Raw genomic sequence first — 26,036 nt, 5'->3', positions numbered from 1 at the left:
CATGATCGTCCGATAATCGCCCAATGTTGCCGGCGCTGTCTTGTGCATCTCGACCGGCAAGGCTTGTAATGGCGGCCAACCCTCCCGTGGTGAAAACAAGAGAAAGGACCCCTGAAATGAACGATCAATTGCGCAACTCCTTTGCATCAGTGGCGCCGCCGATCGTGGCATCACCAGCCAAGCGCATCCAGGCTTTCACGGGTGATCCAGATTTCATGACCTCCCTGGCCCGTGGCCTGGCCGTGGTGCAGGCGTTCCAGGAGCGCAAGCGGCACCTGACCATCGCCCAGATCAGCCATCGCACCGAAATCCCTCGGGCCGCCGTGCGTCGCTGCCTGCATACCTTGATCAAGCTTGGCTACGCCACCACGGATGGGCGCACTTACTCGTTACTGCCCAAGGTCCTGACCCTCGGTCATGCCTATCTGTCGTCCACACCGTTGGCCGTGTCGGCCCAACCCTATCTGGACCGCATGAGCGAGCAGCTGCATGAAGCCTGCAACATGGCCACTCTCGAAGGCGACGACATCCTCTATATCGCCCGCTCGGCCACTACCCAGCGGCTGATTTCGGTTGATTTGTCGGTGGGTGGGCGCTTGCCGGCGTATTGCACGTCCATGGGCCGCATCCTGTTGGCTGCCCTCGACGATGCTTCGTTGCAGGAGTATCTCCAGCATGCCGACCTGCAAACCAAGACCAGCCGTACCTTGACCACGCCTGAGGCCCTGTTCGAATGCCTGCAGCAGGTGCGTCAGCAAGGCTGGTGCGTGGTCGATCAGGAACTGGAGCAAGGCCTGCGTTCTATTGCGGTACCTGTGTATGACGCATCTGGCCAGGTACTGGCCGCGCTCAATGTCAGCACCCATGCCGGGCGGGTCAGCCGCAGTGAGTTGGAACAGCGCTTTTTGCCGAGCATGCTCAGCGCCAGCCGCGAGTTGAGTGCGCAGTTGTTTGCCTAAGCTGTTCGGTGACCGCACAAATCCCGGTTAGCTCGATTGACGGTGTTTCCCCTGGCTTATTAATGTGCGGCAGCGCTCTGAGGAGCTGCCCAATATTAATGATGACCTGAGGTCGTCAGCCCGCCATCGGTGTGGAATAAAAATAATGAATCAGCCTTCTGTCGGTACCACCCTGGACGTGCAGTCCTTCATCAATACCCAGCCACTGTCACGCTATCAGTGGCGCGTGGTCATTCTATGTTTCCTGATTGTCTTTCTTGACGGCCTCGATACGGCGGCCATGGGCTTTATCGCACCGGCACTGTCCCAGGACTGGGGCATCGATCGCGCCAGCCTCGGCCCGGTGATGAGCGCCGCGTTGATCGGCATGGTGTTCGGCGCACTGGGTTCCGGCCCGCTCGCCGACCGCTTTGGTCGTAAAGTCGTGTTGGTGGGCGCGGTGGTGGTGTTTGGAGCGTTCAGCTTGGCGTCGGCCTACAGCAGTAATGTCGATCAGTTGCTGGTGCTGCGCTTTCTCACCGGGCTGGGTCTGGGCGCCGGCATGCCGAATGCCACTACCTTGCTCTCCGAATATACCCCCGAGCGTCATAAGTCGTTGCTGGTGACCAGCATGTTCTGCGGCTTCAACCTGGGCATGGCTGGCGGTGGGTTTATTTCGGCCAAACTGATTCCTGCGTTCGGCTGGCACAGCCTGTTGCTGATTGGCGGCATCCTGCCATTGATCCTGGCGCTGGTGCTGTTGGTGTGGTTGCCGGAATCGGCGCGTTACCTGGTGGTACGCAATCGCGGCACCGACAAGGTGCGCAAAACCCTTGCACCCATCGAGCCCGGCATCGTGGCCCAAGCCAGCGCTTTCTGCGTGCCGGAGCAAAAAACCGTCAAGGCCCGCAATGTGTTCGCGGTGATCTTCTCGGGCACCTACAGCGCCGGCACCTTGCTGTTGTGGCTCACTTACTTCATGGGCCTGGTGATTGTGTACCTGCTGACCAGTTGGCTGCCCACGTTGATGCGCGACAGCGGCGCCAGCATGGAACAGGCCGCGTTTATCGGCGCGATGTTCCAGTTTGGCGGGGTGTTGAGTGCAGTGGGCGTGGGCTGGGCGATGGACCGGTTCAACCCGCACAAAGTGATCGGTACCTTCTATCTGTTGGCCGGAGTGTTTGCCTACGCGGTCGGGCAGAGCCTGGGCAATATCACGCTACTGGCGACCCTCGTACTGATCGCCGGGGTGTGCGTCAACGGTGCGCAATCGGCGATGCCGTCCCTGGCCGCACGGTTCTACCCAACCCAGGGGCGTGCCACCGGTGTGTCGTGGATGCTTGGCATTGGCCGCTTCGGCGCAATTCTGGGCGCATGGATGGGCGCCACCTTGCTGGGCCTGGGTTGGAATTTCGAGCAGGTGCTTACGGCACTGGTGATCCCGGCGGCGTTGGCCACGGCTGCGGTGGTGATCAAGGGCATGGTCAGCCATGCCGACGCCACCTAAGCCTGGCGGGGATCAAATGTGGGGGGCTTGCCCCTCCCACATTTGAAGGTTAGCTAGGTAACAATCTGTTCGTTTATCGAACACTGAGTCGATTATCGGATTGTTTGGCCCCTATCCCCGGCTTAACCTTCAAGCACTTCGGCGCCCCCTCAGCGCCTTTTTTGATCAACAGCGGGAGCCCAACCCCATGGCTGAAATCCTCACCCTGCGTGATGCGGTCAAGCGCTTCGTGAACGACGGCGATACCGTCGCCCTCGAAGGCTTTACCCACCTGATCCCCACGGCCGCAGGTCATGAAATCATTCGTCAAGGCAAAAAAGACCTGACACTTGTACGTATGACCCCTGACCTGATCTACGACCAGTTGATCGGTGCCGGCTGTGCGCGCAAGTTGATTTTTTCCTGGGGTGGCAACCCGGGTGTGGGCTCCCTGCATCGCCTGCGCGACGCGGTCGAGAAGCAATGGCCGCAGCCTCTGGAGATTGAAGAACACAGCCACGCCGACCTGGCCAATGCCTACGTCGCCGGGGCATCGGGCCTACCGTTCGCGGTGCTGCGTGCCTACGCCGGTTCTGACTTGCCCAAGGTCAACCCACTGATCAAGACCGTCACCTGCCCGTTTACTGGTGAAGTGCTGGCGGCGGTACCGTCGGTACGTCCGGACATCACCGTGATCCACGCACAGAAAGCCGATCGCAAGGGCAACGTGCTGCTCTGGGGCATTCTCGGCGTGCAGAAGGAAGCGGCCCTGGCGGCCAAGCGCTGCATCGTCACCGTCGAAGAAATCGTCGATGACCTGAATGCACCGATGAACAGCTGCGTGTTGCCGACCTGGGCGCTGACGGCGGTATGCCTCGTACCCGGAGGTGCACATCCCTCCTACGCCCACGGCTACAACGAGCGCGATAACCGTTTCTACCAGGCGTGGGACCCGATTGCCCGCGACCGTGAAACCTTTACCGCCTGGATCGACGAATACATCCACGGCACCGCCGATTTCAATGAATTCCGGGCCAAGCTGGCCACCGCGCAGGAGGCCAAGTAATGGCTTACTCCACCAATGAAATGATGACCGTCGCCGCTGCACGCCGCTTGCAGAACGGCTCGGTGTGCTTCGTCGGCATCGGTCTGCCGTCCAAGGCCGCCAACCTGGCGCGCCTGACTTCATCGCCCGACGTGGTGCTGATCTACGAGTCCGGCCCGATTGGGGCCAAGCCCAGCGTGCTGCCGCTGTCCATCGGCGATGGCGAGTTGGCGGAGACCGCCGACACCGTGGTGCCCACCGGTGAGATCTTTCGCTATTGGCTGCAGGGCGGGCGCATTGATGTGGGCTTTCTCGGCGCGGCCCAGGTTGATCGGTTCGGCAATATCAACACCACCGTGGTCGGTGACTATCACCAGCCCAAGGTGCGTTTGCCCGGTGCCGGTGGCGCGCCGGAGATCGCAGGTTCGGCCAAGAGCGTGCTGATCATCCTTAAGCAGTCGTCCCGTTCGTTTGTCGACAAGCTGGACTTCATCACCTCTGTCGGACACGGCGAAGGCGGCGACTCACGCAAGCGTCTTGGCCTGCCCGGCGCAGGACCCGTAGGCATCATTACCGACCTGTGCATCATGGAGCCGGAGGAGGGCAGCCATGAATTCGTGGTTACCGCGCTGCATCCCGGCGTGACCCGTGAACAGGTAGTGGCCGCCACCGGCTGGGCGATTCGCTTTGCCGATCAGGTCAGCGTCACTGCTGAGCCCACCGAGACAGAACTGACCGCCCTGCGTGATCTCGAAGCACGCACCGCCGCGGCCCACGGTCAAGCGCCGGGAGAAGCCTGATGCGCGACGTATTTATCTGCGATGCCATTCGCACACCTATCGGCCGTTTTGGTGGCGGCTTGTCGACTGTACGCGCCGATGACCTGGCGGCGCTGCCGATCAAGGCGCTGATCGAGCGCAACCCCTCGGTGGACTGGAACGCAGTGGACGAGGTGTTCCTCGGCTGCGCCAACCAGGCCGGCGAAGACAACCGCAACGTGGCGCGCATGGCACTGTTACTGGCGGGGCTGCCGGAAAGCGTTCCGGGCGTGACCCTCAACCGTCTGTGCGCCTCGGGCATGGATGCCATCGGCACGGCCTTTCGCGCCATCGCCAGCGGCGAAATGGAGCTGGCGATTGCTGGTGGCGTCGAGTCGATGTCCCGTGCTCCATTCGTGATGGGCAAGGCTGATGCGGCGTTTTCGCGCAACATGAAGCTGGAGGACACCACCATCGGCTGGCGCTTTATCAACCCGCTGATGAAGGCCCAGTACGGTGTGGATGCCATGCCGCAGACCGCCGACAATGTCGCCGACGATTATCAGGTTTCCCGCGCCGACCAGGACGCTTTCGCCCTGCGCAGCCAGCAGCGCACCGTCGCCGCACAAGCCGCCGGCTTTTTCGCCGAGGAGATCGTGCCGGTGCGGGTCGCCCATAAAAAAGGTGAAACTGTGGTGGAGCACGATGAGCACCCACGGGACACCAGCCTGGAAGCCCTGGCCAAGCTCAAGCCAGTCAACGGTCCGGACAAGACCGTCACTGCCGGCAACGCTTCGGGCGTGAACGACGGCGCTGCGGCATTGATCCTCGCGTCTGCCGAAGCGGTAAAGAAACACGGTCTCACTGCCCGCGCCCGCGTACTGGGCATGGCCAGTGCCGGTGTCGCCCCGCGCGTGATGGGCATCGGCCCGGTGCCGGCGGTGCGCAAGCTGGTGGAACGCCTGGGGTTGGCGGTCACTGACTTTGACGTGATCGAACTCAACGAAGCCTTCGCCAGCCAAGGTCTGGCGGTGCTGCGCGAACTGGGGCTTGCCGACGATGCCCCCCAGGTCAACCCGAACGGTGGCGCGATCGCCCTCGGCCACCCCCTGGGCATGAGCGGTGCGCGACTGGTCCTGACGGCCCTGCACCAATTGGAAAAAACCGGCGGCAGCAAAGGCCTGGCGACCATGTGCGTGGGTGTCGGCCAAGGGCTGGCCCTGGCGATTGAACGCGTCCAATAAGAGAGGATTGCTCCATGAGTGACAAGCCCGGTTACCGGCGCCCGCACGCGGGTACCCAACCTGATTACCTGCACCCGGCCTACCAGTCGACGAACCTGCGTTCGCCGTCCCAGCCATTGGTGTTCCTGCCCCATTCCTTGTCGGAAATCACCGGCCCGACCATCGGCGCCGAGCGTATCAATGACAAGGACAACGACCTGACGGCCCAGCATGAAGGCGAGCCCCAAGGCGAGCGCATCATCATTCACGGCCGGGTACTCGATGAGAACGGTTTGCCGGTGCCGGGCATCCTTGTGGAGATCTGGCAGGCCAACGCCGCCGGTCGCTACAACCACAAGCGCGACCTGCACGACGCGCCGCTGGACCCGAACTTCACCGGTACCGGGCGTACTGTCACCGACGCCGATGGCTGGTACCAATTCCAGACCATCAAGCCCGGTGCCTACCCGTGGGGCAACCACCACAACGCCTGGCGCCCGGCGCATATCCACTTTTCGCTGTTCGGCCCCAGTGTGCTGACGCGGTTGGTAACGCAAATGTATTTCCCTGGCGACCCGCTGCTGGAATATGACCCGATCTACAACTGCGTGCCGGATACCCGCGCCAAGGAACGCCTGATCGCGCGTTTCGACCTGGAAAAAACCATTCCGTCCTACGCCCTCGGTTACCGCTGGGACATCGTCCTGCGCGGCCGCGACGCCACGCCGATGGAGAAATGAGATGACACTCTACGCAACCACGTCCCACACCGTCGGGCCGTATTACCACATCGGCCTGACCTGGCTGAATCGCGAAGACCTGACCGTCGCCGAGACCCTCGGCGAACGCGTGGCGATCAGCGGGCAAGTGCTGGACGGCAACGGCGATGTCGTCAACGACGCCATGCTGGAAGTCTGGCAGGCCAATGCCGCCGGCAAATACGACCACCCTGAGGATGAGCAGGACAAGGCGCTTGACCCCAACTTCGAAGGCTTCGGCCGGGTGCCGGTGGATGCCGAAGGGCGCTTTCGCTTTACCACCATCAAGCCAGGCAGCGTGCCGGGATTGAAAGGCACGACCCAGGCGCCGCATCTGGTGGTACTGGTGTTTGCCCGGGGGCTGGTGAAGCACTTGCTGACGCGGATTTATTTTGACGGCGAGGCGCTCAATGGCGATGACCCGCTGTTGGCATGTGTGCCAGCAGAGCGTCGCGGTACCTTGATTGCCAAGGCGGACGCGCAGGGTGTGCATCAGTGGAATGTGATTTTGCAGGGGACAGACAAGGAAACGGTGTTCTTCGATTACTGAGTTGGCTGTAGGGCCCCATCGGGGGCAAGCCCCCTCCCACATTTGACCGAGTTGTCTGAACTCTACTCGGTCAGTGTGGGAGGGGGCTTGCCCCCGATGAGGCCCTTACAGTCACTGCATACCCAAAAGTCTGCTTGCGGAACATGGTTGTTGCAAAGTATGTCTAGGCTATAACCGTTCCCACTGAGTGAAAAAACATGACAACAACAACCAGCCACTACACCGGAGAAGAACGCAGCAAACGGATTTTTGCGATTGTCGGTGCCTCATCCGGCAACCTTGTCGAATGGTTCGACTTCTACGTCTACGCCTTCTGCGCGATTTATTTCGCCCCGGCGTTTTTCCCCTCCGACGATCCCACGGTGCAGCTGCTCAACACCGCCGGTGTGTTCGCCGCCGGGTTCCTGATGCGGCCCATTGGCGGCTGGCTGTTTGGCCGGGTGGCCGACAAGCACGGGCGCAAGAACTCGATGATGATCTCGGTGCTGATGATGTGCGCCGGTTCCCTGGTCATCGCCTTCCTGCCCACCTATAACGACATCGGTGCCTGGGCCCCTGCGTTGCTGTTGGTGGCGCGGCTGTTCCAGGGTTTGTCGGTGGGGGGCGAATACGGCACCACGGCGACTTACATGAGTGAAGTCGCGCTCAAAGGCCAGCGCGGTTTCTTTGCCTCGTTCCAATACGTGACCCTGATCGGCGGCCAGTTGCTGGCGGTATTGGTGGTGGTGATCCTGCAACAAATCCTCACCGAAGAAGAACTGCGCGCCTGGGGCTGGCGCATTCCGTTCGTGATCGGCGCTATTGCTGCGGTGATCTCCCTGCTGTTGCGGCGCACCCTGAAGGAAACCACCAGCAAGGAAATGCGCGAAGACAAGGACGCCGGCAGTATCGTCGCGCTGTTTCGCGATCACGGCAAAGCCTTCATCACCGTGCTTGGCTACACCGCCGGTGGCTCGCTGATTTTCTATACGTTCACCACCTACATGCAGAAGTACCTGGTGAACACCGTGGGTATGCACGCCAAGACGTCCAGCTACATCATGACCGGTGCGCTGTTCCTGTATATGTGCATGCAGCCACTGTTCGGCATGCTGGCCGACAAGATCGGCCGGCGTAATTCCATGCTCTGGTTCGCCGGCCTTGGCACCCTGTTCACCGTGCCGATCCTGCTGACCCTGAAAACCGTGACCAGCCCGTTCCTGGCCTTTGTGTTGATTACCTTGGCGTTGGCGATTGTCAGCTTCTACACCTCCATCAGCGGCCTGGTCAAAGCCGAGATGTTCCCGCCCCAGGTACGTGCCTTGGGTGTGGGCCTGGCCTATGCCGTGGCGAACGCGGTGTTTGGTGGTTCCGCGGAAGTGGTCGCGCTGAGCTTGAAATCCATCGGCATGGAAAACACCTTTTATTGGTACGTCACTGCGATGATGGCGGTGGCCTTCCTGTTCAGCTTGCGCTTGCCGAAACAGGCGGCTTACCTGCATCACGATCTATAAGGGACGAGTTATGACGCTGCGCACGAGCAATCAACTGTTCGACGCTTACTTCACCGCCGGCAGCATGGCGGAAGTGTTCTGCGACCAGGGACGCCTGCAGGGCATGCTGGATTTCGAGGCCGCGCTGGCCCGGGCTGAGGCCCAGGTCGGGTTGATTCCGCAGGCCGCCGTGGCGCCGATTGCCCAGGCTTGCCTGGCTTCGCTCTACGACGTGGACGCCCTCGGCGTGGCGATTGCCACGGCAGGCAACTCGGCGATTCCGTTGGTCAAGGCACTGGGCAAGCTGATTGCCAGTGAAGATCCCGGCGCCGAGCGCTATGTGCATCTGGGCGCGACCAGCCAGGACGTGATGGACACTGGCCTGGTGCTGCAGTTGCGCCAGGCACTGGGGTTGATCGAGGCGGACCTGGCGCGCCTGGGCGATGTGCTGGCTGCCCAGGCCCAGCGTTACGCCGCCGTGCCATTGGCCGGGCGTACTTGGTTGCAACACGCGACACCGGTCACCCTGGGCATGAAAATCGCTGGTTGGCTGGGCGCCGTGACGCGCAGTCGCCAGCGCCTTGCAGAGTTGAAACCGCGCCTGTTGGTGCTGCAATTTGGCGGTGCGTCCGGCACCTTGGCTGCGCTCGGCGAAGACGCCATGCCTATCGCTGAAGCCTTGGCCGCTGAATTGCAGCTGGGCTTGCCCGAACAACCCTGGCATACCCAACGTGATCGCCTGGTGGAATTTGCCAGCGTGCTCGGCCTGATCGCCGGCAGCCTCGGCAAGCTGGGTCGCGATATCAGCCTGTTGATGCAAACGGAAGCGGCGGAGGTGTTTGAACCTGCGGCGCCGGGCAAGGGTGGGTCGTCGACCATGCCCCACAAGCGCAACCCGGTGGGCGCCGCGGTATTGATCAGCGCCGCCACCCGCGTACCGGGCCTGGTGGCAACGATGTACAGCGCCATGCCCCAGGAGCACGAACGCAGCCTGGGCCTGTGGCATGCCGAATGGGAAACCCTGCCCGAGATTTGCCGGTTGGTGTCCGGCGCCTTGCAACAGGCACTGCTGGTCTGCGAAGGGCTGGAGGTCGACCCCGAGCGCATGGCGCAGAACCTCGACCTGACCCAGGGCCTGCTGCTAGCCGAAGCTGTCAGCATCGTGCTTGCCCAGCGCCTGGGCCGCGACACCGCCCACCATCTGCTGGAGCAGTGCTGCAAACGCGCCGTGACCGAGCGGCGCCACTTGCGTGAAGTATTGGCGGATGAACCGCAAGTGACCGCCGAGCTATCCGCGGCTGAACTGGATCGCTTGCTCGACCCGGCCCATTACCTGGGCCAGGCGCACACTTGGGTCACCCGTGCAGTGACCGAACACTTTGCCTTGACTGCCTGAGGAGACTGCTGTGGCTTTTGTACAACTCGCCGAGGGCGAACTGCATTACCAATTGGAGGGGCCCGAGGGCGCACCGGTGCTGGTGCTGTCCAACTCCCTGGGCACCGACTTGCATATGTGGGACATCCAGATCCCGGCGTTCACCGAGCATTTTCGCGTGTTGCGCTACGACACCCGTGGCCATGGCAAATCACTGGTGACCGAAGGACCGTACAGCATCGAGCAACTGGGCCGAGATGTTATCGCCCTGCTGGATGCGCTGGGTATCCAGCGTGCGCATTTTTGTGGCCTGTCCATGGGCGGGTTGATCGGCCAATGGCTGGGCATTCACGCCGGCGAACGCCTGCAACGCCTGGTGGTATGCAATACCGCCGCCAAGATCGGCACGCCGGACACCTGGAACCCACGCATTGAAATGGTCCTGCGCGATGGCGCAGCCGCGATGGTCGCCTTGCGTGATGCCTCGATTGCGCGCTGGTTCACAGCGGATTTTGCTGCCGCCAATCCGCACCAGGCCAAGCAGATCACCGATATGCTCGCGGCTACTTCGCCCAAGGGGTATGCCGCTAACTGCGGTGCGGTGCGCGATGCAGATTTTCGTGAGCAATTGTCGTCGATCAAGGTGCCGACCCTGGTGATTGCCGGCACTGAAGACGCCGTGACGCCGCCCGCCGGCGGCCACTTTATCCAGAGCCATGTGCGCGGCGCCGAATACGCCGAGTTCTATGCGGCGCACCTGTCCAATGTGCAAGCCGGCGCTGCATTCAGCGACCGGGTGATTGAATTCCTGCTGGCCCGCTGAGGTGCTTTTTGTGGACGAGAAACAACGTTACGCCGACGGCCTGCAAGTGCGCCGCGAAGTACTGGGCGATTCCCATGTCGATCGCAGTCTCGATGCCCTGACCGAGTTCAACAGCGAGTTCCAGGAAATGATCACCCGCCACGCCTGGGGTGATATCTGGACGCGCCCCGGACTGCCTCGGCATACCCGCAGCCTGATCACTATTGCGATGCTGATCGGCATGAACCGCAGTGAAGAACTGAAATTGCACCTGCGCGCCGCTGCCAGCAATGGGGTGACCCGCGCCGAGATCAAGGAAGTGCTGATGCAGAGTGCGATTTACTGCGGGATTCCGGCGGCGAATGCAACCTTTCACCTGGCTGAGTCGGTGTGGGATGAATTGGGCGTTGAGTCCCGAGAAACCTGAATTGAAATAGGGTCAACCTGTGGGAGTCGCCACCACATCTTCGATGTGACGCTGTCGCGCAGCAAACCAGGGAGCTTGCTCCCGTGGCGGCCTGACAGCCGAGGATGTTGGTTTTCGTCCTGGGTACATATCCGTTGTTTAGGTAACGGCCACTATAGGTTCCGCTCTTACAGCGGCTCACTTTTGAAAAGCGCAAAAGTGAGCAAAACGCTCTTGCCCCACCACTCGGCACCTCGCCCAGGCTCGGTGTGCCCGTAATCCGACATTGATTTGGGGGGCCGCCGCCACGCGCCCTCCATGGCGCGGGGCGGCTAAACCGGCATCCCTGCCGGTTTACCCCCCAAATCCCTGTCGAATTCCGGCCAGCGTGGTTTAACGGGGCGCCTAAGATCAAAATCAAAAGCACAGCGAGGCGGCCTTAGAGCCGACCTGATCGTTGAAGCTTGCGCGTACCCCTGTGGGAGCGGGCTTGCCCGCGATGGTCGTTAACGATGGCGCAGGAAATCAGGATGAACGCGGCGCCCTCCAGTTTTTCGCGGGCAAGCCCGCTCCCACAGAAAAGCAGAAGCGCCGCCAACGTATCTACGATGCGTAGCGAGTCGCTTTTGATCTCGATCTCAAGCGCCCCGTTAAACCACGCTGGCCGAAAGCAGGCTTGAAGCCGTGGGTAACCCGGCAGGACGCCGGGTTAGCCGTCCTGGGCCAAGGATGGCCCATGACGGCGGCCCACGGGTTCAAGCCGGAGTGAGGGCACACCGAGCCTAGGCGAGTTGCCGAGTGGTGGGGCAAGATGCAGAGATCAGCGTGAATCGGCATCCCACACCCAATTCCATACGCCTGGCAAGTGCACGGGGTCGCTTACGACCTTCACCGTACGTGCCAGCGCCGCCTGTTGAAGCTGGGTAGTGTCGGTGTAGAAAGGCTCGACAGCGATGTTCAAACCGTTGATTTGCGCGCTGTCCATGAGGATCTGCAAGTACTCCTGCATATGTCGTGCGGTGTAGCGGTTGATATCGTGGAAGGTCACCACCACGGGGATCACGCCGTCCACCGTCGGTAATTCGCCCAAGGCAATGCGTTCACGTACCAGTGACAACTGCCGGTACAAATTGGCCCGTCGGCGCGGACTGCCATTAAAACCCCAGATCTTGCCGTCGTTGGCGCTCAGGTCCGTCAGCAACACCTGCATGCCATGCCGCTGGTAGGCGGCGAAGGTGCGTTTGTCGTAGTTCCAGAAGGGCGGGCGTACCAGCACCGGAGGCGTGCCGGTGATGCTGGCGATATCGGCGGCACCTTCGGTCAGGGTGCGTTCCAGTTCGGCATCGTTCAGCCAGCGGTGGTTGGTGTGAAACGCCGTTGCCGTATGGAATGCCAGGATATGGCCGGCGGCGTATTCGCGCTCCATGGTCTTGCGCCCCCGGGAACTGCCGCCGGAGCGGGCTGCTTCGGTCTGCAGGAAGAACACCGCCTTGATGCCCGGCAGCACTGGGTTGTGCGCCAGGTCGGCAACCACTGAGCGGCTCGGGTTGTTGTAGCCCGAGGCGCTGGGGCCGTCATCGAAGGTCAGCAGGAAGCGGATCGGTGCCTGGGTTTGCAAGCGTTGCTGGCTTGCCGGCGTCAGGGCAACAGGTGCGCCGATGCAGCCGCTCAGGCTCAGGGCCATGGCCAACAATGCGCTTGCTGTGGCAAGGGATCTCATGAGGGGCGCAGGCTCGATAGGGGCCGCTGTCAAAGGGGATCAGCAGCGGCAGGCGCGCACCATACCTTAAGTCTGGCGCCGGTTTACAGCAGACTTATCGGGTAGCTGACGATCAACCGGTTTTCGTCGAACTCATTGTTGCTGTAGTCCCGGCGCATGCTCGAATTGCGCCAGCGCACATTGAAATTCTTCAGTGCGCCGCTCTGCACCGTATAGCCGACTTCACTTTCACGGCCCCATTCCTTGCCGTCGCTGATGGTGCCGGTGTGCACGTTGCTGCCGCTGATATAACGGTTCATCAGCGTCAAGCCGGGTATGCCGAGAGCGGCGAAGTTGTAGTCGTGGCGCACTTGCCAGGATTTTTCCTCGGCGTTGTCGTAACTCGAGTTATAGCTGTCATTGGCGAGGGTGCCGCCACTGGTGCCATTGACGCGCATCCAGGCGCTGTTGCCGGTGAGTGTTTGCAGGCCGACGTAGAAGGTGTTGCCGCCGTACCTGGCGGAGAACAGGCCGGACCAGGTTTTGTTGTCCAGGCTGCCTGCGCGGGCGCTGCCGTCGTCCTTGCCGTAGAAGAACCCGAGGTTGGCGCCGAGGGTCCAGTTGCCGACGGGCTGGCTGTGGATCAGGTTGATGAATTGCTGACTGTAGATGTCCTTGAGCTGGGCGTTCCATACGCCGACCTGGGTGCGCTTGTCGTTGAACGCATATTCGGCACCCTGGAAGTTGAAACGGTCGGAAGTAAATGCAGCTTTACCGAACATCGACATGTCGCTCATGCTGCCGTCATCACGCGGGCTGTTGGCGCGGAACTGGCCGCCATACAGGGTCAGGCCGTCGATTTCCTTCGAGGTGATCTGCCCACCGCGCAGGGTCTGCGGCAGGGAGCGGCCGTCATCCGAACGCAGGATCGGCAACACTGGCATCCATTCGCCTATCTTGAGTTCGGTCTCGGAAAACCGCGCCTTGAAGGCCACGCCCAGGCGTCCGAATTCGTCCGCCGGCCGGCCATCATGGTCCAGCGGCAGCAACTGGGTGCCGCCCGTGCCGCGTCCGCCATCGAGCTTGAGCGAGTACAAGCCGAGTACATCCACACCAAAACCCACGGTGCCCTGGGTGAAGCCCGACTTGGCGTCGAGGATGAAACTCTGCGTCCATTCCTGCGCACCGCCCTGGGCCTTGGTCGGGTTGGTGTAATTGCGGTTGAAGAAGAAATTACGCAGGTTGAGATTGGCGCTGGCGTCTTCGAGAAAACCGTGTTCTTCGGCGATAGCGGGAAGGGCAAGGCTGGCGACAGCGGTCGCCAGCAACAGCTGACGCGGTTGGAAAGTGCTCATGGTGTCGGACCTGTTGTTATTGGGGTTATGCAGGTGGCGGCCATGGTGCGCGGCGGTGTGGGGGCGATTCAATCGGGGCAGGGTAGGTTGTGGGCGATGATCGAACGCAAGTTGGCGGGGTAATAATCCAGGCATAAAAAAACCGCTTCCGGTGAGGGAAGCGGTTTTTTTACACCTGCACTATCAGAACAGCTTCAAGGGCGGTGCTTCTTCTTTCAATGGCTCGTTCTGCGCGGTCTGTTCGTTCCAGCCACCGCCGAGGGCCTTGTACAGGTTGACCTCGCTGGTCAGCTGCGCAAGGCGGTCGGTGATCAGCGATTGCTGGGCACTGAACAGCTGGCGCTGGGCGTCGAGGAAGGTCAGGTTGCTGTCGACACCAATGCGGTAGCGACGCTCGGCCAGGCGGTAGTAGTCCTGGTTAGCCTCGACGAAGCCACGTTGGGCGTCCAGTTGCTGCTTGTAGGTCGCCCGTGCCGCAAGGCCGTCGGAAACTTCCTGGAAGCCTGTCTGGATCGCCTTCTCATAGTTGGCCACGTTGATCTCTTTCTGGATCTTCGAGTAGTCCAGGCTTGCGCGCAGGCTACCGGCATTGAAGATCGGGATGTTGATCTGCGGGGCGAACGCCCAAGTGCCCGAGCCGCCTTTGAACAGGCCGCCCAGGGTAGGGCTGGCGGTGCCGGCGCTGGCGGTCAGGCTGATGCTCGGGAAAAACGCAGCACGGGCCGCGCCGATATTGGCGTTGGCCGCCTTGAGGTTGTACTCGGCCTGCACAATGTCGGGACGACGTTGCAGCAGGTCCGATGGCAACCCGGCAGGCACTTCGCTGAGCAGGTTATCCGACAGCGGCTTGCTGGCGATATTCGCCGGCAGGCCGGTGCCCAGCAGCAGGGTCAGGTTGTTTTCGTCCTGAGCCACTTGGCGGGTATACCGGGCCAGTTGGACCCGGGCGTTTTCCACCGAGGTGCGTGCCTGGCTGAGGTCCAGCGCCGAGGCCACGCCGACTTCGTTGCTGCGCGAGGTGAGCTTGAAGCTCTGCTCGAAAGCACCGAGGGTGTCCTGGGTCAGCTTGAGCAGTTCCTTGTCGGCCTGCCAGGTCAGGTAGGCATTCGCCACGCTGGCCACCAGGCTGATCTGGGTGCTGCGCCGCGCCTCCTCAGTGGCGAAGTATTTTTGCAGCGCTTCTTCACTCAGGCTGCGTACGCGACCGAACAGGTCCAGCTCGTAGGAGCTGATCCCGAGGCCGGCAGAGTATTGGCTGCTGATGCCTGCTTCGCCGGTCTGCGACAGCTTGGCCGGGGTGCGCTGGCGGCTGCCGCTGCCGGTGGCCGACACGGCCGGGAACAGGTCGGCACGCTGGATCTGGTACTGCGCCGCATAAGCGTCGATGTTCAAGGCCGCGACACGCAGGTCACGGTTGTTCACCAACGCGGTCTGGATCAGCTGTTGCAGGGCAGGGTCATGGAAAAACTGCTTCCAGCCTTGCTCGGCAGCGGCCTGGCCCGGCGCCTGGGCCGACGAATACGCCGGCCCCTGCGGGAACTGCGCGGCCACCGGCGCATCGGGGCGCTGATAGTCGGGTATCAGCGAGCAGCCACTGAGCACGAATGCCGTGACGGCTAGGGAAAGTAGCGACTTGCTCATTGGCCAGCCTCTTTAGGAGTTTCAGTAATGACTTTCTTTTTGCGTTCGCCAGCCGAGGACACGGTTGCATAGAACAGTGGCACCCAGAAGATCGCCAGCACGGTGGCGGTGATCATACCGCCGATTACGCCGGTACCGATTGCATGTTGGCTCCCTGAGCCTGCGCCACTGGAAATCGCCAGCGGCAGTACGCCGAGCACGAACGCCATGGACGTCATGATGATCGGGCGCAGACGCATCCGCGAAGCTTCGATCGCCGCCTCGACGATGCCTTTGCCTTGCTCATGCAGCTCCTTGGCGAATTCCACGATCAGGATGGCGTTTTTCGCCGCCAGGCCCACCGTCACCAACAAGCCCACTTGGAAGAACACGTCGTTGGACAAGCCACGCATACTGGTAGCGATCAGCGCACCGATCACACCCAGTGGCACCACCAGAATCACCGCAATCGGGATCGACCAGCTTTCGTACAGTGCCGCCAGGCAAAGGAATACAACCAGCAGCGACAGTGCGTACAGCGCAGGTGCCTGGGAGCCGGACAGGCGTTCTTCATACGACAGGCCTGTCCAGGAGTAGCCGATGCCGGCCGGCAGTTCCTTGGCAATGCGTTCGACTTCCGCCATCGCGTCACCGGTACTGTAGCCCGGCGCCGGGGTACCGAGGATTTCCATCGCCGCTACACCGTTGTATCGCGAGAGCTTCGGCGAACCGAAGATCCACTTGCCCGACGAGATGGCCGACAACGGCACCATCTTCCCGGAGTCGCTGCGCACGTACCATTTGTCCAGGTCTTCCGGTGCCATACGGCTGGCAGCGTCACCTTGCACATACACCTTCTTCACACGACCACGGTCGATGAAGTCGTTGATGTAGCTGCCACCCAGGGCAATGGCCAGGGTCTGCTGGATATCGGCGAGGCTGATGCCCTGGGCGCTGGCTTTCTCGTCGTCGACGGTCAGCTCGTACTGTGGTTCATCGTTCACGCCGTTTGGACGTACGCCTGCCAGTACCTTGCTTTGCGCCGCCGCACCGAGGAACTGGTTACGTGCAGCCATCAGCTTGTCGTGGCCGACGCCACCCTGGTCTTGCAGGAACACGTCGAAACCAGTGGCGTTACCCAATTCAAGAACCGAAGGTGGCACGATGGCGAATACCATTGCGTCCTTGAAGGCTCCGAAGAAATAACCCTGGGCCCGCTTGGCGACTTCGAATACCGATTGGGTCGAGTCACGTTCATCCCACGGCTTGAGCATCACAAACGCGAGGCCCGAGCTCTGGCCACGGCCGGCGAAGTTGAAGCCGTTTACGGTAAACACCGAGTTCACAGACTTGCCTTCGCCTGGCTCGCCTTCCTTGTCATGCAGCAGGAAGGCCCGCATGTCATCGATGACTTTCTGCGTACGTTCAGCCGAAGAACCGACCGGTGTCTGCACCTGGGCAAAGATCACGCCCTGGTCTTCCTCAGGCAGGAACGCGCTCGGAATACGGGTGAACATCCAGATCATGCCGGCCAGGATCAGCACATACACCAGGAATGCCGGGATCTTGTGCTTGATCATGCCGCCCACGCCGCGCTCGTACTTGAGTACGCCGCTGTCGAAGGTGCGGTTGAACCAGCCGAAGAAGCCGCGCTTGGGTTGGCCGTGCTTTTCCGGATCGATCGGCTTGAGCATAGTGGCGCACAAGGCCGGGGTGAAGATCAGGGCAACCATGACCGACAACGCCATCGCCGAAACAATGGTGATGGAGAACTGGCGGTAGATCACCCCGGTGGAACCACCGAAGAACGCCATCGGCAGCAGTACCGCCGACAGTACCAAAGCAATGCCCACCAGGGCGCCCTGGATCTGGCCCATGGACTTGATCGTCGCTTCTTTGGGCGACAGATGTTCCTCGGCCATTACCCGTTCGACGTTTTCCACGACCACGATGGCATCGTCCACCAGCAAGCCGATGGCCAGGATCATGCCGAACATGGTCAGGGTGTTGATGGTGAAGCCGCACGCGGCCAGGATCCCGAAGGTACCCAGCAATACCACCGGTACGGTCATGGTGGTGATGATGGTGGCGCGGAAGTTCTGCAGGAACAGGAACATCACCAGGAACACCAGCACGATCGCTTCGACCAGGGTGTGAACCACACCGGAGATCGATTCGGTCACCACCGGGGTGGTGTCATACGGCACCACCGCCTTCATGCCCGGCGGGAAGAACGGTTCCAGGGACTTTACTGTTTCGCGGATGGCCTTGCCGGTGTCCAGTGCGTTGGCACCCGCCGCCAGCTTGATGGCCATACCCGAGGCCGGCTTGCCGTTGAACTGCGCACTGATGCTGTAGTTCTGGCCGCCCAGCTCGATACGCGCGACGTCACCCAGGCGAACCTGGGAGCCGTCGGTATTCACCTTCATCAGGATCTTGGCGAACTCTTCAGCGCTTTGCAGGCGCGTCTTGCCGATGATGGTAGCGTTCAGCTGGGTACCGGGCAGGGCAGGCAGGCCGCCCAGTTGGCCGGTGGCCACCTGCACGTTCTGCGCCTTGATGGCGTTGCTGACATCCACCGGGGTGAGCTGGTAGTTGTTCAGCTTGGCAGGGTCGAGCCAGATACGCATGGCGTACTGCGAACCGAAGACCTGGAAGTCACCCACGCCCGAGGTACGGGAAATCGGGTCCTGGATGTTGGACACGATGTAGTTGGACAAGTCGTCCTTGGTCATGCTGCCGTCTTCCGACACCAGACCGATCACCATCAGGAAGTTCTTCACCGACTTGGTCACGCGGATACCCTGTTGCTGCACTTCTTGCGGCAGCAGCGGGGTGGCCAGGTTCAGCTTGTTCTGCACCTGGACCTGGGCGATATCCGGGTTGGTACCCTGGTTGAACGTCGCGGTGATGGTCATGCTGCCGTCGGAGTTACTGTCCGAGGCGACATAACGCAGGTTGTCGATACCGTTGAGCTGTTGCTCGATGACCTGAACCACGGTGTCTTGCACGGTTTGTGCGGACGCGCCTGGGTAGGTCACCTGGATATCAATGGCCGTTGGCGCAATGGCCGGGTATTGGTTGATGGGCAACTTCAGGATCGACAGTGCCCCGACCAGCATGATCACCAGGGCAATTACCCAGGCAAAAATGGGACGGTCGATAAAAAATTTCGACATGGATTACTCCCCTTGACCAGCAGCGGCAGCAGGCGCTGCAGCAGTACCGGCGGGTTTGGCGTTGTCGGCGTCCTTGACCTTGACTTCGATACCCGGCTTGATGAATTGCAGGCCCTCGGTGATCACGCGGTCACCGGCGTCAAGGCCTTTTTCCACCAGCCAGTACGCACCGGCAGTGCGGTTGGCAACCAGCTCGCGTTGCTCGACCTTGTTGTCCTTGTTCACGATCAGCGCCGTCGGAATGCCCCTGAGGTCACGGGTCACGCCTTGTTGCGGAGCGAGAATGGCCTTGCTGTTCACACCCGCTTGCAGCTGGGCGTGCACGAACATGCCCGGCAGCAGCACATGGTCAGGGTTGGGGAACACGGCACGCAGGGTCACGGAACCGGTGGTCTGGTCGACCGACACTTCGGAGAATTCGAGCTTGCCGTCCTGGGCGTAAGGCGTGCCGTCTTCCAGGGTCAGCTTGACCTTGGCCGCGTTGTCGCCGGCTTTCTCCAGTTGGCCACTGGCAAGGTCGCGACGCAGCTTCAGCATTTCAGCCGAGGACTGCGTAACGTCGACGTAGATCGGGTCCAGTTGCTGGATCACGGCCATGGCATCGGCCTGACCATTGCTGACCAGTGCGCCTTCGGTGACCGAAGAACGGCCGATACGCCCGGAGATCGGTGCGAACACCTTGGTGTAGCGCACGTTGATCTGGGCGCTCTGCAGGTCGGCTTCGGCGGTCATGCGGTCGGCGACGGCGGTGTCGTATTCCTGGCGGCTGACGGCCTGTTCATCGACCAGTTGCTTGTAGCGGTCGGTGATCGACTTGGTCTGGGTCAGCTTGGCCTGGGCGCTCTTGAGTGTCGCCTCATAGACCGACGGGTCGATCTGGTACAACTGCTGGCCTTCCTTCACATCCGCGCCTTCCTTGAACAAGCGCTTGAGAATGATGCCGTTGACCTGAGGCCGGACTTCCGCGATGCGATAGGCCGTGGTGCGGCCTGGCAACTCGGTGGTCAGGGTAAAGGCTTGCGGTTGAATGGTGACCACGCCGACCTGAGGGGTTTGAGCGGGCGGTGCCGCTTCTTCCTTTTTACATCCGCTGAGCAGCGATGCCAGGGCGACGGCAGTGACCAGAGCGGTAACAGCTGGCTTAAGTTGCATGAAGATCCTCGGGTCAGGCGCGCAGGGTGCGCACAAGAAGTGTGGAAGGGTAAAAAACAGGCTGTGAGTAGATAAGTAGCTTGCTACGCAATATACTTACGTTCATGGTTGTTTGTAAACTCTTGACAGGCCGTGCGCAATGTTGACAAAGCAGCGCCCCAAGCCTCGATTCTAGTACGTTCGGCGCCCATGACGGCGTCGTCCCACAATTATTCAGATGATGGTCAAGCACCATCCACAGTGTCCCGATTGAGGTTTTACTGCCATGGTTCGTCGCACCAAAGAGGAAGCTCAGGAAACGCGCAGCCAGATTCTCCAAGCCGCTGAGCAAGCCTTCTATGAGCGTGGCGTGGCGCGCACCACCCTGGCGGACATCGCCGCGCTGGCGGGAGTGACGCGCGGTGCTATCTACTGGCATTTCAGCAATAAGTCCGACTTGCTTCAGGCATTGCTCGACACGCTGCACGAGCCCCTGGACGAATTGGCCCGCGCCAGTGAAAGCGAGGACGAAGTCGACCCGCTGGGCTGTATGCGCAAGTTGCTGATTCATCTCTATCATGAAGTGGCCCTGGACCCGAAAACCCGGCGCATCAACGAAATCCTGTTTCATAAGTGCGAGTTCACCGATGAAATGTGTGACATGCGCCGCCAACGCCAGACCCACACTCTTGAATGCAACCTGCGTATCGGCTTGACGTTGCGTAACGCGGTCCATCGCGGGCAACTTCCAGAAACGCTCGATACCACCCGCGGGGCCATATGCATCCATGCGTTTATCCACGGTCTGATCGGACAGTGGCTGTTGGTGCCTGACAGTTTTCAACTGCATCAAGACGCCGAGCGCTGGGCTGACATAGGGCTGGACATGCTGCGCCTGAGCCCCAGCCTGCGCAATTGAGACAAAATGCGTAATTGCGTCCAGTTGTGTCAATAGTAAAGACCAGAGACAGTCAATCGTCCCTTTGCCTGATTGGCGGGGTGACTTTATATACGGGCTGGCCTGCGGTTGATAGGTAGCCGGCTAAGTATTTTGTAGCGATATTGTTGCGGTTCTGTGAAGCAATGTTTCCAAGAGCCTACATACAGTCAAAATGTGGGAGGGGGCTTGCCCCCGATAGCGGTGTGTCAGTCAATGATGTGTTGACTGAGCCACCGCTATCGGGGGCAAGCCCCTCCCACTTTGTTTTTTGTTTCAGTCAGTTAGATCGGCAGTGTCGGGTAATCGATATAACCCACCGGGCCTTTGCCATAGAAGGTTTCCGGGTGCGGCTCGTTCAACGCTGCATCCGCCTTCAAGCGCGCCGGCAGGTCTGGGTTGGCAATGAAGGGAATACCGAAGGCCACGGCATCTGCTTTACCTTCGGCCAGCCAGGCGTTGGCGCTGTCCTTGGTGAAGCGTTCGTTGGCGATGTACACGCCGCCGAAGGCCTTTTTCAGTTGTGGGCCGAGGCTGTCCGCGCCTTCTTTTTCACGGGAGCAGATAAAGGCGATGCCACGCTTGCCCAGTTCGCTGGCGACGTAGGTGAAGGTTTCGGCCAGGTTGGCGTCGCCCATGTCGTGCGCATCGGCACGCGGTGCCAGGTGCACGCCCACGCGGCCGGCGCCCCAGACTTCGATGGCGGCGTCGGTCACTTCCAGCAACAGGCGCGCACGGTTTTCCAGGGAGCCGCCGTATTGGTCGGTGCGCTGGTTGGTGCTGCTTTGCAGGAACTGGTCGAGCAGGTAGCCGTTGGCGCCGTGGATTTCCACGCCGTCAAACCCTGCAGCCTTGGCGTTCTCGGCACCTACGCGGTAAGCGTCGACGATGTCGGCGATTTCAGCGGTTTCCAGGGCGCGTGGGGTCGGATAGTCGGCCAGTGGGCGAACCAGGCTGACATGACCTTTGGCCTGGACTGCGCTTGGGGCCACCGGGGTTTCGCCGTTCAGGTAGGACTCGTGGGAGATGCGACCCACATGCCACAGTTGCAGGAAGATCTTGCCGCCCGCGCCGTGCACGGCCTTGGTGATGTTGGCCCAGCCGCGCACCTGGTCGTTGGACCAGATGCCCGGGGTGTCCGGGTAGCCCACGCCCATGGGTGTCACGGAGGTGGCTTCGCTGAGGATCAGCCCGGCGGAGGCACGCTGCACGTAGTACTCGGCCATCAGCGCGTTGGGCACACGACCGGCGTCGGCGCGGCAGCGGGTCAGCGGCGCCATGATGATGCGGTTCGACAGTTCCAGGTCGCCCAGTGTGATCGGATCGAAAATAGTCGTCATGGGATAACACCCTTCTCTTTAAGTGGATTGATCAGTTGGTCGCAGGGGCCAGGTCGGCGTCGCCGCTCTGACGGAAAGTGATCAGGGTCACCAGCAGGGCCAGGATCGCCAGTGCTGCGGCGGCCAGCGGCACGCTGGTCAGGCCGAAACCATGGGCGATCACGCTGCCACCGACCCAGGCGCCAAGAGCGTTGCCGATATTGAAAGCGCCGATGTTCAAGGTGGACACCAGGTTCGGTGCTGCTTTGCCGAAGGTCACTACGTTGATTTGCAGCGCCGGTACGGCGGCAAACGAAGCGGTGGCCCACAGGAACAGGGTGATTTCGGTGGGGATCAGCGCGACGCTGGTCCAGGACAGGACAGTTGAGACCACCGCCATGCTGATGAACACGCCGATCAGGGTGGCCGCCAGGCGTTTGTCCGCCAGCTTGCCGCCGATAATGTTGCCCACGGTCAGGCCCAGGCCGATCAACAGCAGGGTCCAGGTCACGCCCTTGGGTGACACGCCGGTGACATCGCCAAGCAGCGGTGCGACGTAGGTAAAAAGGGTGAACATGGAGGCGGCAAACAACGCTGTCATGCTCAGCGACAACCAGATGCCGGCACCCTTGAGGGCTGCCAGTTCGGCGCGCATGTCGAGTTTTTCTTCGTCACGCTTTGCCGGCAAGAAGCGGATCAAGCCGATCAAGGCGATCACGCCAATCACGGTCACCGCCCAGAAGGTTGAGCGCCAGCCAGCTTGCTGGCCCAGGGCGGTGCCCAGCGGTACGCCGAGCACGTTGGCCAGGGTCAGGCCGGTGAACATCAAGGCCACGGCCGAAGCGCGCTTGTTGGCTGGTACCAGGTTGGCCGCCACCACAGAACCAATCCCAAAGAAGGCACCGTGGCACAGCGCCGTGATGACGCGGGCAAACATCAGCACGTTGTAGTCACTGGCCAGGGCGCAGAGCAGGTTGCCGACAATGAAGATACCCATCAACGCTACCAGGGCGGCCTTGCGTGGCAACTTGGCGGTGGCCAGTGCCATGAACGGCGCACCGATGGCTACGCCCAGGGCGTAGCCAGTAACCAGCCAGCCGGCGCCGGGAATCGACACGCCCAAGTCCGCTGCCACATCGGGCAGCAGCCCCATGATGACGAATTCGGTGGTGCCGATGGCAAAGGCGCTGAGGGCCAGTATGAGTAGCGAGAGGGGCATCTACGTTTCCTTTATTACAGCGGTGCGCTCTTATCGGCGCTGAGTTCGGTGGTGAGCGCCGCGAGAAAGGCCTGGATCACTGTCTCGTTGCGTTTGAAAAAGTGCCATTGCCCGGCCTTCTGGCTGCTGATCAACCCGGCCCGTTGCAAGGTGGCCAGGTGGGCCGATACGGTCGACTGGGACAGGCCGCAGCGCTGGTCGATCTGCCCGGCGCAGATGCCGTATTCGTGGTTGTGCAGTTGCTCGGGGAATTGCACCTTCGGGTCTTTCAGCCAGGTGAGGATGTCTCGTCGTACTGGGTGCGCCAGGGCTTTTATTATTTCGTCGAGGTCAATGGACATGGCAGGTGCTCGGTGTCGTAAAGCGTTATATCGCGATGAGGCGAACTTTAAATCGGTCTATCCCGATATACCAATATGAATTTGATCTGAGGTCAGACTGAATCGGTATATCGGGTTATAACGATACGTTGAAGGCAGTGGTAGACTGCGCGCCATGAATTATCTCGCACATCTGCACCTGGGCGGCCAACTTCCTGCGCAACTGCTGGGCAGCCTCTATGGCGACTTCGTCAAAGGTCGCTTGCAGGGCCAGTTCAGCCCGCAAATCGAAGCGGCGATCCAGCTGCATCGCTCCATCGACCGTTTTACCGATAGCCATGCGCTGGTGGGCGAGGCGTTGTCGCGTTTCAGCCTGACCCGCAGGCGCTATGCCGGGATCGTCCTCGATGTGTTTTTCGACCATTGCCTGGCGCGGGATTGGGCACTGTATGCCGACCAGCCCCTGGAGCGTTTTACCTCGCAGGTGTATCGCGTGCTGGCGGCCGAACCCGCTTTGCCGGGGCGGCTGGCGCAGATTGCGCCCTACATGGCGGCGGATGATTGGCTGGGCTCGTATCGCGAGTTTGCGGTGATGGAGCAGGTGCTGCGTGGGATTTCGCGGCGGCTGACTGACCCAGACGCGTTGGGGTTTGCGATGCAGGAGTTGCGGGTGTTGTATGAACCACTGAGCAGAGACTTCAGTGAGTTCTACCCAGAGTTACAGGCATTCGCACAAACCCAGCAGGCTACACAGAATTAAATGTGGGAGGGGCTTGCTCCCTCCCACATTTAACCGTGCCCGCTTTAGGCCGCAAACGCAGGCCGAGTATTTACTGGCTCAACCTCCGGCACCGGCCCAAACAACGCTTTCTGCACCGCCTGCTGCGCCTGGAACGCCAATGCCGCACGCTCCTGTCCGGCGCAGGCAATCGGTTTGAGCACATGAATCTCCACATCGCCCTGGTCATTGGAGAACAAGCGCATCAAGTGCGAGAGCAAATCATCCTCGCCAATAAACGGTGCCAACGGGTCGACCTGACCGTCGCGCAGATACCGGATCGCTACCGGCTGCAGCGACACATCCGCATCGATCGCACTGGCCAGCAAGCGCCCGTGGAACGTACGCAGGCTGCGTCCATCAGTGGTGGTGCCTTCGGGGAACATCAGCAGCGGGTGCTGTTGCTCCAGATGACGGGTCATCTGCTTGCGGATCAACTGGCTGTCGCCCGCGCCGCGGCGGATAAACAGGCTGCCAGCCTTGGCCGCCAACCAGCCTGCCACCGGCCAGGTGCGCACTTCGGCCTTGGACAGGAAAGACATCGGCGTGACCATGCCCAGCAGCGGGATATCCGTCCAGGACACGTGATTGCTCACCCACAGCATCGGTGTTTGCGGCACCTCACCGTGCACCGTCACGCGAAAGGGCAGGGCGTTGCTCAGGCGCGCCATAAAGAACCGCGACCAACGCTGGCGCCGCACCATCGAGTTGGCCACACCCAAGCGCTCGAACAGGCCAAACACACTGGCCATGCTCAAGCCCAGCGCCACCACCAGCAGCACCCGGGCGATGCGCCCGTACACACGCAGGCGGCTCATCACATGGCCGCCTTGAAGTGCCGCGCATAACGCGGGCACAACTCATCGCGCTTGAGCAGGATGAACACGTCGGCGACCTGGAAGTCTTCATCCCAGCACGGCTCGCCGCAGATCTTTGCGCCCAGGCGCATATAGGCCTTGAGCAGCGGTGGCATTTCCGCGATAACGTTGGACGGCAGGTCCAGGGCCGGCAGTGGTTTTTTCGGCTCGGCGCGCAGGTGTTCGTTGCACAGGTAGCGTTCGCGCAGGCGCTGCATGATCGCGTGGGCCTGGATACCGCCGTCGTGCATCGGGATGCTCGCGCAGCCCATCAGGTAGCTGTAGCCACCCTGGTTGAGCACCTCGGCCAACTCGCCCCACAATACCGCGATGGTACCGCCGTTGCGGTAGGCCGGGTCGACGCAGGTGCGGCCGATTTCGAGGATCGGGCCCTGCAAGTGCAGCAGGCCATGCAGGCTGAATTCTTCTTCGCTGTAGAACCGGCCCAGGGTGCTCGCGGCCTGGTGGTCGAGCAGACGGGTGGTGGCGACGAGTCGACCGCTGTTCAAATCCCGCACGCCGATGTGGCTGCAGTGAACATCATAGTCATCCATGTCCAGGCCCAGTTCCGCGCCTTTCAGCTTGGCGTTGAACTCGCCGCTGAACACGTTGAACCGCAGGGCCTGGGCTTCCTGCAAAGCCTGTGCGCCCACCAGGCGTTCGGCTTGCAGACGGCGTTCATTGCCTTTGTCGCTGATGCGGGCGATCTGAGTCATAGCGAGTCTCCGAGTGCCGGCCGGGTTGTACGGCCAGTCGACTTTGTTGTCCAAAGTCAGGCTATGTAGCCTCGGTGTCATCTCCATGAAGTT

23 protein-coding genes are annotated in these 26,036 nt (G+C 61.3%); 13 read left to right on the top strand and 10 right to left on the bottom strand.

The window, feature by feature from the left end:
- The first annotated feature begins 116 nt into the window (after nucleotides 1-116).
- The 11 genes from pcaR (at nucleotide 117) to pcaC (ending at nucleotide 10,834) form a co-directional block, all read left to right on the top strand.
- Complete coding sequence (gene pcaR, locus BLU48_RS18450) at nucleotides 117-959, top strand: pca regulon transcriptional regulator PcaR (RefSeq protein WP_057021960.1); 843 nt, start codon at nucleotides 117-119, stop codon at nucleotides 957-959.
- Between the two features lie 145 nt (nucleotides 960-1,104).
- Nucleotides 1,105-2,445 carry a 4-hydroxybenzoate transporter PcaK gene (gene pcaK / locus BLU48_RS18445; protein WP_057021961.1) on the top strand — a complete coding sequence of 447 codons (1,341 nt, stop codon included), beginning with the start codon at nucleotides 1,105-1,107 and terminating at the stop codon, nucleotides 2,443-2,445.
- A gap of 187 nt (nucleotides 2,446-2,632) precedes the next feature.
- Nucleotides 2,633-3,490 (top strand): CoA transferase subunit A, encoded by an 858-nt coding sequence (locus tag BLU48_RS18435; protein WP_046071349.1) that lies wholly within the window; start codon nucleotides 2,633-2,635, stop codon nucleotides 3,488-3,490.
- The gene (locus BLU48_RS18430; RefSeq protein ID WP_057021962.1) at nucleotides 3,490-4,269 is read left to right on the top strand and encodes a CoA-transferase subunit beta; all 780 of its coding nucleotides are present in this window, start codon (nucleotides 3,490-3,492) and stop codon (nucleotides 4,267-4,269) included. Before BLU48_RS18435 ends, BLU48_RS18430 begins: the two co-directional genes overlap by 1 nt.
- Complete coding sequence (gene pcaF, locus BLU48_RS18425; protein ID WP_172833444.1) at nucleotides 4,266-5,471, top strand: 3-oxoadipyl-CoA thiolase; 1,206 nt, start codon at nucleotides 4,266-4,268, stop codon at nucleotides 5,469-5,471. Before BLU48_RS18430 ends, pcaF begins: the two co-directional genes overlap by 4 nt.
- Before the next feature lie 14 nt (nucleotides 5,472-5,485).
- Complete coding sequence (gene pcaH, locus BLU48_RS18420) at nucleotides 5,486-6,190, top strand: protocatechuate 3,4-dioxygenase subunit beta (protein WP_057021964.1); 705 nt, start codon at nucleotides 5,486-5,488, stop codon at nucleotides 6,188-6,190.
- Between the two features lies 1 nt (nucleotide 6,191).
- Complete coding sequence (pcaG, locus tag BLU48_RS18415) at nucleotides 6,192-6,758, top strand: protocatechuate 3,4-dioxygenase subunit alpha (RefSeq protein ID WP_057021965.1); 567 nt, start codon at nucleotides 6,192-6,194, stop codon at nucleotides 6,756-6,758.
- A gap of 197 nt (nucleotides 6,759-6,955) precedes the next feature.
- A complete protein-coding gene (locus BLU48_RS18410) occupies nucleotides 6,956-8,251 on the top strand; it encodes an MFS family transporter (protein WP_046071353.1) in 1,296 nt (431 codons plus the stop codon).
- A gap of 10 nt (nucleotides 8,252-8,261) precedes the next feature.
- The gene (locus tag BLU48_RS18405) at nucleotides 8,262-9,626 is read left to right on the top strand and encodes a 3-carboxy-cis,cis-muconate cycloisomerase (protein WP_057021966.1); all 1,365 of its coding nucleotides are present in this window, start codon (nucleotides 8,262-8,264) and stop codon (nucleotides 9,624-9,626) included.
- A gap of 10 nt (nucleotides 9,627-9,636) precedes the next feature.
- Nucleotides 9,637-10,428, top strand: a complete 792-nt coding sequence (pcaD, locus tag BLU48_RS18400) for a 3-oxoadipate enol-lactonase (RefSeq protein ID WP_057021967.1) — start codon at nucleotides 9,637-9,639, stop codon at nucleotides 10,426-10,428.
- Between the two features lie 10 nt (nucleotides 10,429-10,438).
- On the top strand, nucleotides 10,439-10,834 hold the full coding sequence (gene pcaC / locus BLU48_RS18395) for a 4-carboxymuconolactone decarboxylase (RefSeq protein WP_057022235.1): 396 nt from the start codon (nucleotides 10,439-10,441) through the stop codon (nucleotides 10,832-10,834).
- Between the two features lie 799 nt (nucleotides 10,835-11,633).
- On the opposite strand, the gene BLU48_RS18385 is transcribed toward pcaC, so the two are convergent.
- The 5 genes from BLU48_RS18385 to BLU48_RS18365 all read right to left on the bottom strand — a co-directional run bounded on the left by BLU48_RS18385 (nucleotide 11,634) and on the right by BLU48_RS18365 (nucleotide 19,818).
- Nucleotides 11,634-12,533 (bottom strand): polysaccharide deacetylase family protein, encoded by a 900-nt coding sequence (locus BLU48_RS18385; protein ID WP_057021968.1) that lies wholly within the window; start codon nucleotides 12,531-12,533, stop codon nucleotides 11,634-11,636.
- Between the two features lie 83 nt (nucleotides 12,534-12,616).
- On the bottom strand, nucleotides 12,617-13,867 hold the full coding sequence (locus tag BLU48_RS18380) for an OprD family porin (RefSeq protein WP_057021969.1): 1,251 nt from the start codon (nucleotides 13,865-13,867) through the stop codon (nucleotides 12,617-12,619).
- 183 nt (nucleotides 13,868-14,050) lie between these two features.
- On the bottom strand, nucleotides 14,051-15,508 hold the full coding sequence (gene adeC / locus BLU48_RS18375) for an AdeC/AdeK/OprM family multidrug efflux complex outer membrane factor (protein WP_057021970.1): 1,458 nt from the start codon (nucleotides 15,506-15,508) through the stop codon (nucleotides 14,051-14,053).
- Complete coding sequence (locus tag BLU48_RS18370) at nucleotides 15,505-18,666, bottom strand: efflux RND transporter permease subunit (protein ID WP_057021971.1); 3,162 nt, start codon at nucleotides 18,664-18,666, stop codon at nucleotides 15,505-15,507. Before BLU48_RS18370 ends, adeC begins: the two co-directional genes overlap by 4 nt.
- Before the next feature lie 3 nt (nucleotides 18,667-18,669).
- Entirely contained in the window at nucleotides 18,670-19,818 is a 1,149-nt protein-coding gene (locus tag BLU48_RS18365; RefSeq protein WP_043050009.1) for an efflux RND transporter periplasmic adaptor subunit, read from the bottom strand.
- Between the two features lie 265 nt (nucleotides 19,819-20,083).
- Between BLU48_RS18365 and BLU48_RS18360 the strand changes: the two genes are divergently transcribed.
- Complete coding sequence (locus BLU48_RS18360; RefSeq protein ID WP_043050010.1) at nucleotides 20,084-20,716, top strand: TetR family transcriptional regulator; 633 nt, start codon at nucleotides 20,084-20,086, stop codon at nucleotides 20,714-20,716.
- A 302-nt stretch (nucleotides 20,717-21,018) separates the two neighbouring features.
- Here the strand turns inward: BLU48_RS18360 and BLU48_RS18355 are convergent, their stop codons facing one another.
- The 3 genes from BLU48_RS18355 to BLU48_RS18345 are packed head-to-tail and all read right to left on the bottom strand — an operon-like array spanning nucleotide 21,019 to nucleotide 23,613.
- The gene (locus BLU48_RS18355) at nucleotides 21,019-22,074 is read right to left on the bottom strand and encodes an alkene reductase (protein ID WP_057021972.1); all 1,056 of its coding nucleotides are present in this window, start codon (nucleotides 22,072-22,074) and stop codon (nucleotides 21,019-21,021) included.
- 31 nt (nucleotides 22,075-22,105) lie between these two features.
- Nucleotides 22,106-23,272 carry an MFS transporter gene (locus BLU48_RS18350; RefSeq protein ID WP_057021973.1) on the bottom strand — a complete coding sequence of 389 codons (1,167 nt, stop codon included), beginning with the start codon at nucleotides 23,270-23,272 and terminating at the stop codon, nucleotides 22,106-22,108.
- Between the two features lie 14 nt (nucleotides 23,273-23,286).
- Nucleotides 23,287-23,613 (bottom strand): ArsR/SmtB family transcription factor, encoded by a 327-nt coding sequence (locus BLU48_RS18345; protein ID WP_057021974.1) that lies wholly within the window; start codon nucleotides 23,611-23,613, stop codon nucleotides 23,287-23,289.
- Nucleotides 23,614-23,767: 154 nt separating this feature from the next.
- Here BLU48_RS18345 and BLU48_RS18340 point away from each other — a divergent pair, with 154 nt between their 5' ends.
- Nucleotides 23,768-24,352, top strand: a complete 585-nt coding sequence (locus tag BLU48_RS18340; protein ID WP_046071365.1) for an acyl carrier protein phosphodiesterase — start codon at nucleotides 23,768-23,770, stop codon at nucleotides 24,350-24,352.
- A gap of 44 nt (nucleotides 24,353-24,396) precedes the next feature.
- Here the strand turns inward: BLU48_RS18340 and BLU48_RS18335 are convergent, their stop codons facing one another.
- Nucleotides 24,397-25,188, bottom strand: a complete 792-nt coding sequence (locus BLU48_RS18335; protein ID WP_057021975.1) for a lysophospholipid acyltransferase family protein — start codon at nucleotides 25,186-25,188, stop codon at nucleotides 24,397-24,399.
- Nucleotides 25,188-25,943, bottom strand: a complete 756-nt coding sequence (gene olsB, locus BLU48_RS18330; protein WP_003189352.1) for an L-ornithine N(alpha)-acyltransferase — start codon at nucleotides 25,941-25,943, stop codon at nucleotides 25,188-25,190. The genes BLU48_RS18335 and olsB overlap by 1 nt, the downstream gene beginning before the upstream one ends.
- Nucleotides 25,944-26,036 lie beyond the last annotated feature (93 nt).

The organism is Pseudomonas synxantha, assembly GCF_900105675.1.
Taxonomy (GTDB): Bacteria; Pseudomonadota; Gammaproteobacteria; order Pseudomonadales; family Pseudomonadaceae; genus Aquipseudomonas; species Aquipseudomonas synxantha.
The sequence above is the reverse complement of the archived record's forward strand: the minus strand, read 5'-3'. Positions and strand labels throughout refer to the sequence as shown.

Excerpts from the sequence above, each read along its gene's own strand:
- BLU48_RS18405 (WP_057021966.1), top strand. The coding sequence starts at position 8,262 with ATGACGCTGCGCACGAGCAATCAACTGTTCGACGCTTACTTCACCGCC.
- BLU48_RS18350 (WP_057021973.1), bottom strand. The coding sequence starts at position 23,272 with ATGCCCCTCTCGCTACTCATACTGGCCCTCAGCGCCTTTGCCATCGGC.
- pcaG (WP_057021965.1), top strand. The coding sequence starts at position 6,192 with ATGACACTCTACGCAACCACGTCCCACACCGTCGGGCCGTATTACCAC.
- BLU48_RS18365 (WP_043050009.1), bottom strand. The coding sequence starts at position 19,818 with ATGCAACTTAAGCCAGCTGTTACCGCTCTGGTCACTGCCGTCGCCCTG.
- pcaR (WP_057021960.1), top strand. The coding sequence starts at position 117 with ATGAACGATCAATTGCGCAACTCCTTTGCATCAGTGGCGCCGCCGATC.
- BLU48_RS18360 (WP_043050010.1), top strand. The coding sequence starts at position 20,084 with ATGGTTCGTCGCACCAAAGAGGAAGCTCAGGAAACGCGCAGCCAGATT.
- BLU48_RS18345 (WP_057021974.1), bottom strand. The coding sequence starts at position 23,613 with ATGTCCATTGACCTCGACGAAATAATAAAAGCCCTGGCGCACCCAGTA.
- adeC (WP_057021970.1), bottom strand. The coding sequence starts at position 15,508 with ATGAGCAAGTCGCTACTTTCCCTAGCCGTCACGGCATTCGTGCTCAGT.
- olsB (WP_003189352.1), bottom strand. The coding sequence starts at position 25,943 with ATGACTCAGATCGCCCGCATCAGCGACAAAGGCAATGAACGCCGTCTG.
- BLU48_RS18410 (WP_046071353.1), top strand. The coding sequence starts at position 6,956 with ATGACAACAACAACCAGCCACTACACCGGAGAAGAACGCAGCAAACGG.
- pcaH (WP_057021964.1), top strand. The coding sequence starts at position 5,486 with ATGAGTGACAAGCCCGGTTACCGGCGCCCGCACGCGGGTACCCAACCT.
- BLU48_RS18370 (WP_057021971.1), bottom strand. The coding sequence starts at position 18,666 with ATGTCGAAATTTTTTATCGACCGTCCCATTTTTGCCTGGGTAATTGCC.
- BLU48_RS18335 (WP_057021975.1), bottom strand. The coding sequence starts at position 25,188 with ATGAGCCGCCTGCGTGTGTACGGGCGCATCGCCCGGGTGCTGCTGGTG.
- BLU48_RS18340 (WP_046071365.1), top strand. The coding sequence starts at position 23,768 with ATGAATTATCTCGCACATCTGCACCTGGGCGGCCAACTTCCTGCGCAA.
- BLU48_RS18385 (WP_057021968.1), bottom strand. The coding sequence starts at position 12,533 with ATGAGATCCCTTGCCACAGCAAGCGCATTGTTGGCCATGGCCCTGAGC.
- BLU48_RS18435 (WP_046071349.1), top strand. The coding sequence starts at position 2,633 with ATGGCTGAAATCCTCACCCTGCGTGATGCGGTCAAGCGCTTCGTGAAC.
- BLU48_RS18380 (WP_057021969.1), bottom strand. The coding sequence starts at position 13,867 with ATGAGCACTTTCCAACCGCGTCAGCTGTTGCTGGCGACCGCTGTCGCC.
- pcaK (WP_057021961.1), top strand. The coding sequence starts at position 1,105 with ATGAATCAGCCTTCTGTCGGTACCACCCTGGACGTGCAGTCCTTCATC.
- BLU48_RS18355 (WP_057021972.1), bottom strand. The coding sequence starts at position 22,074 with ATGACGACTATTTTCGATCCGATCACACTGGGCGACCTGGAACTGTCG.
- BLU48_RS18430 (WP_057021962.1), top strand. The coding sequence starts at position 3,490 with ATGGCTTACTCCACCAATGAAATGATGACCGTCGCCGCTGCACGCCGC.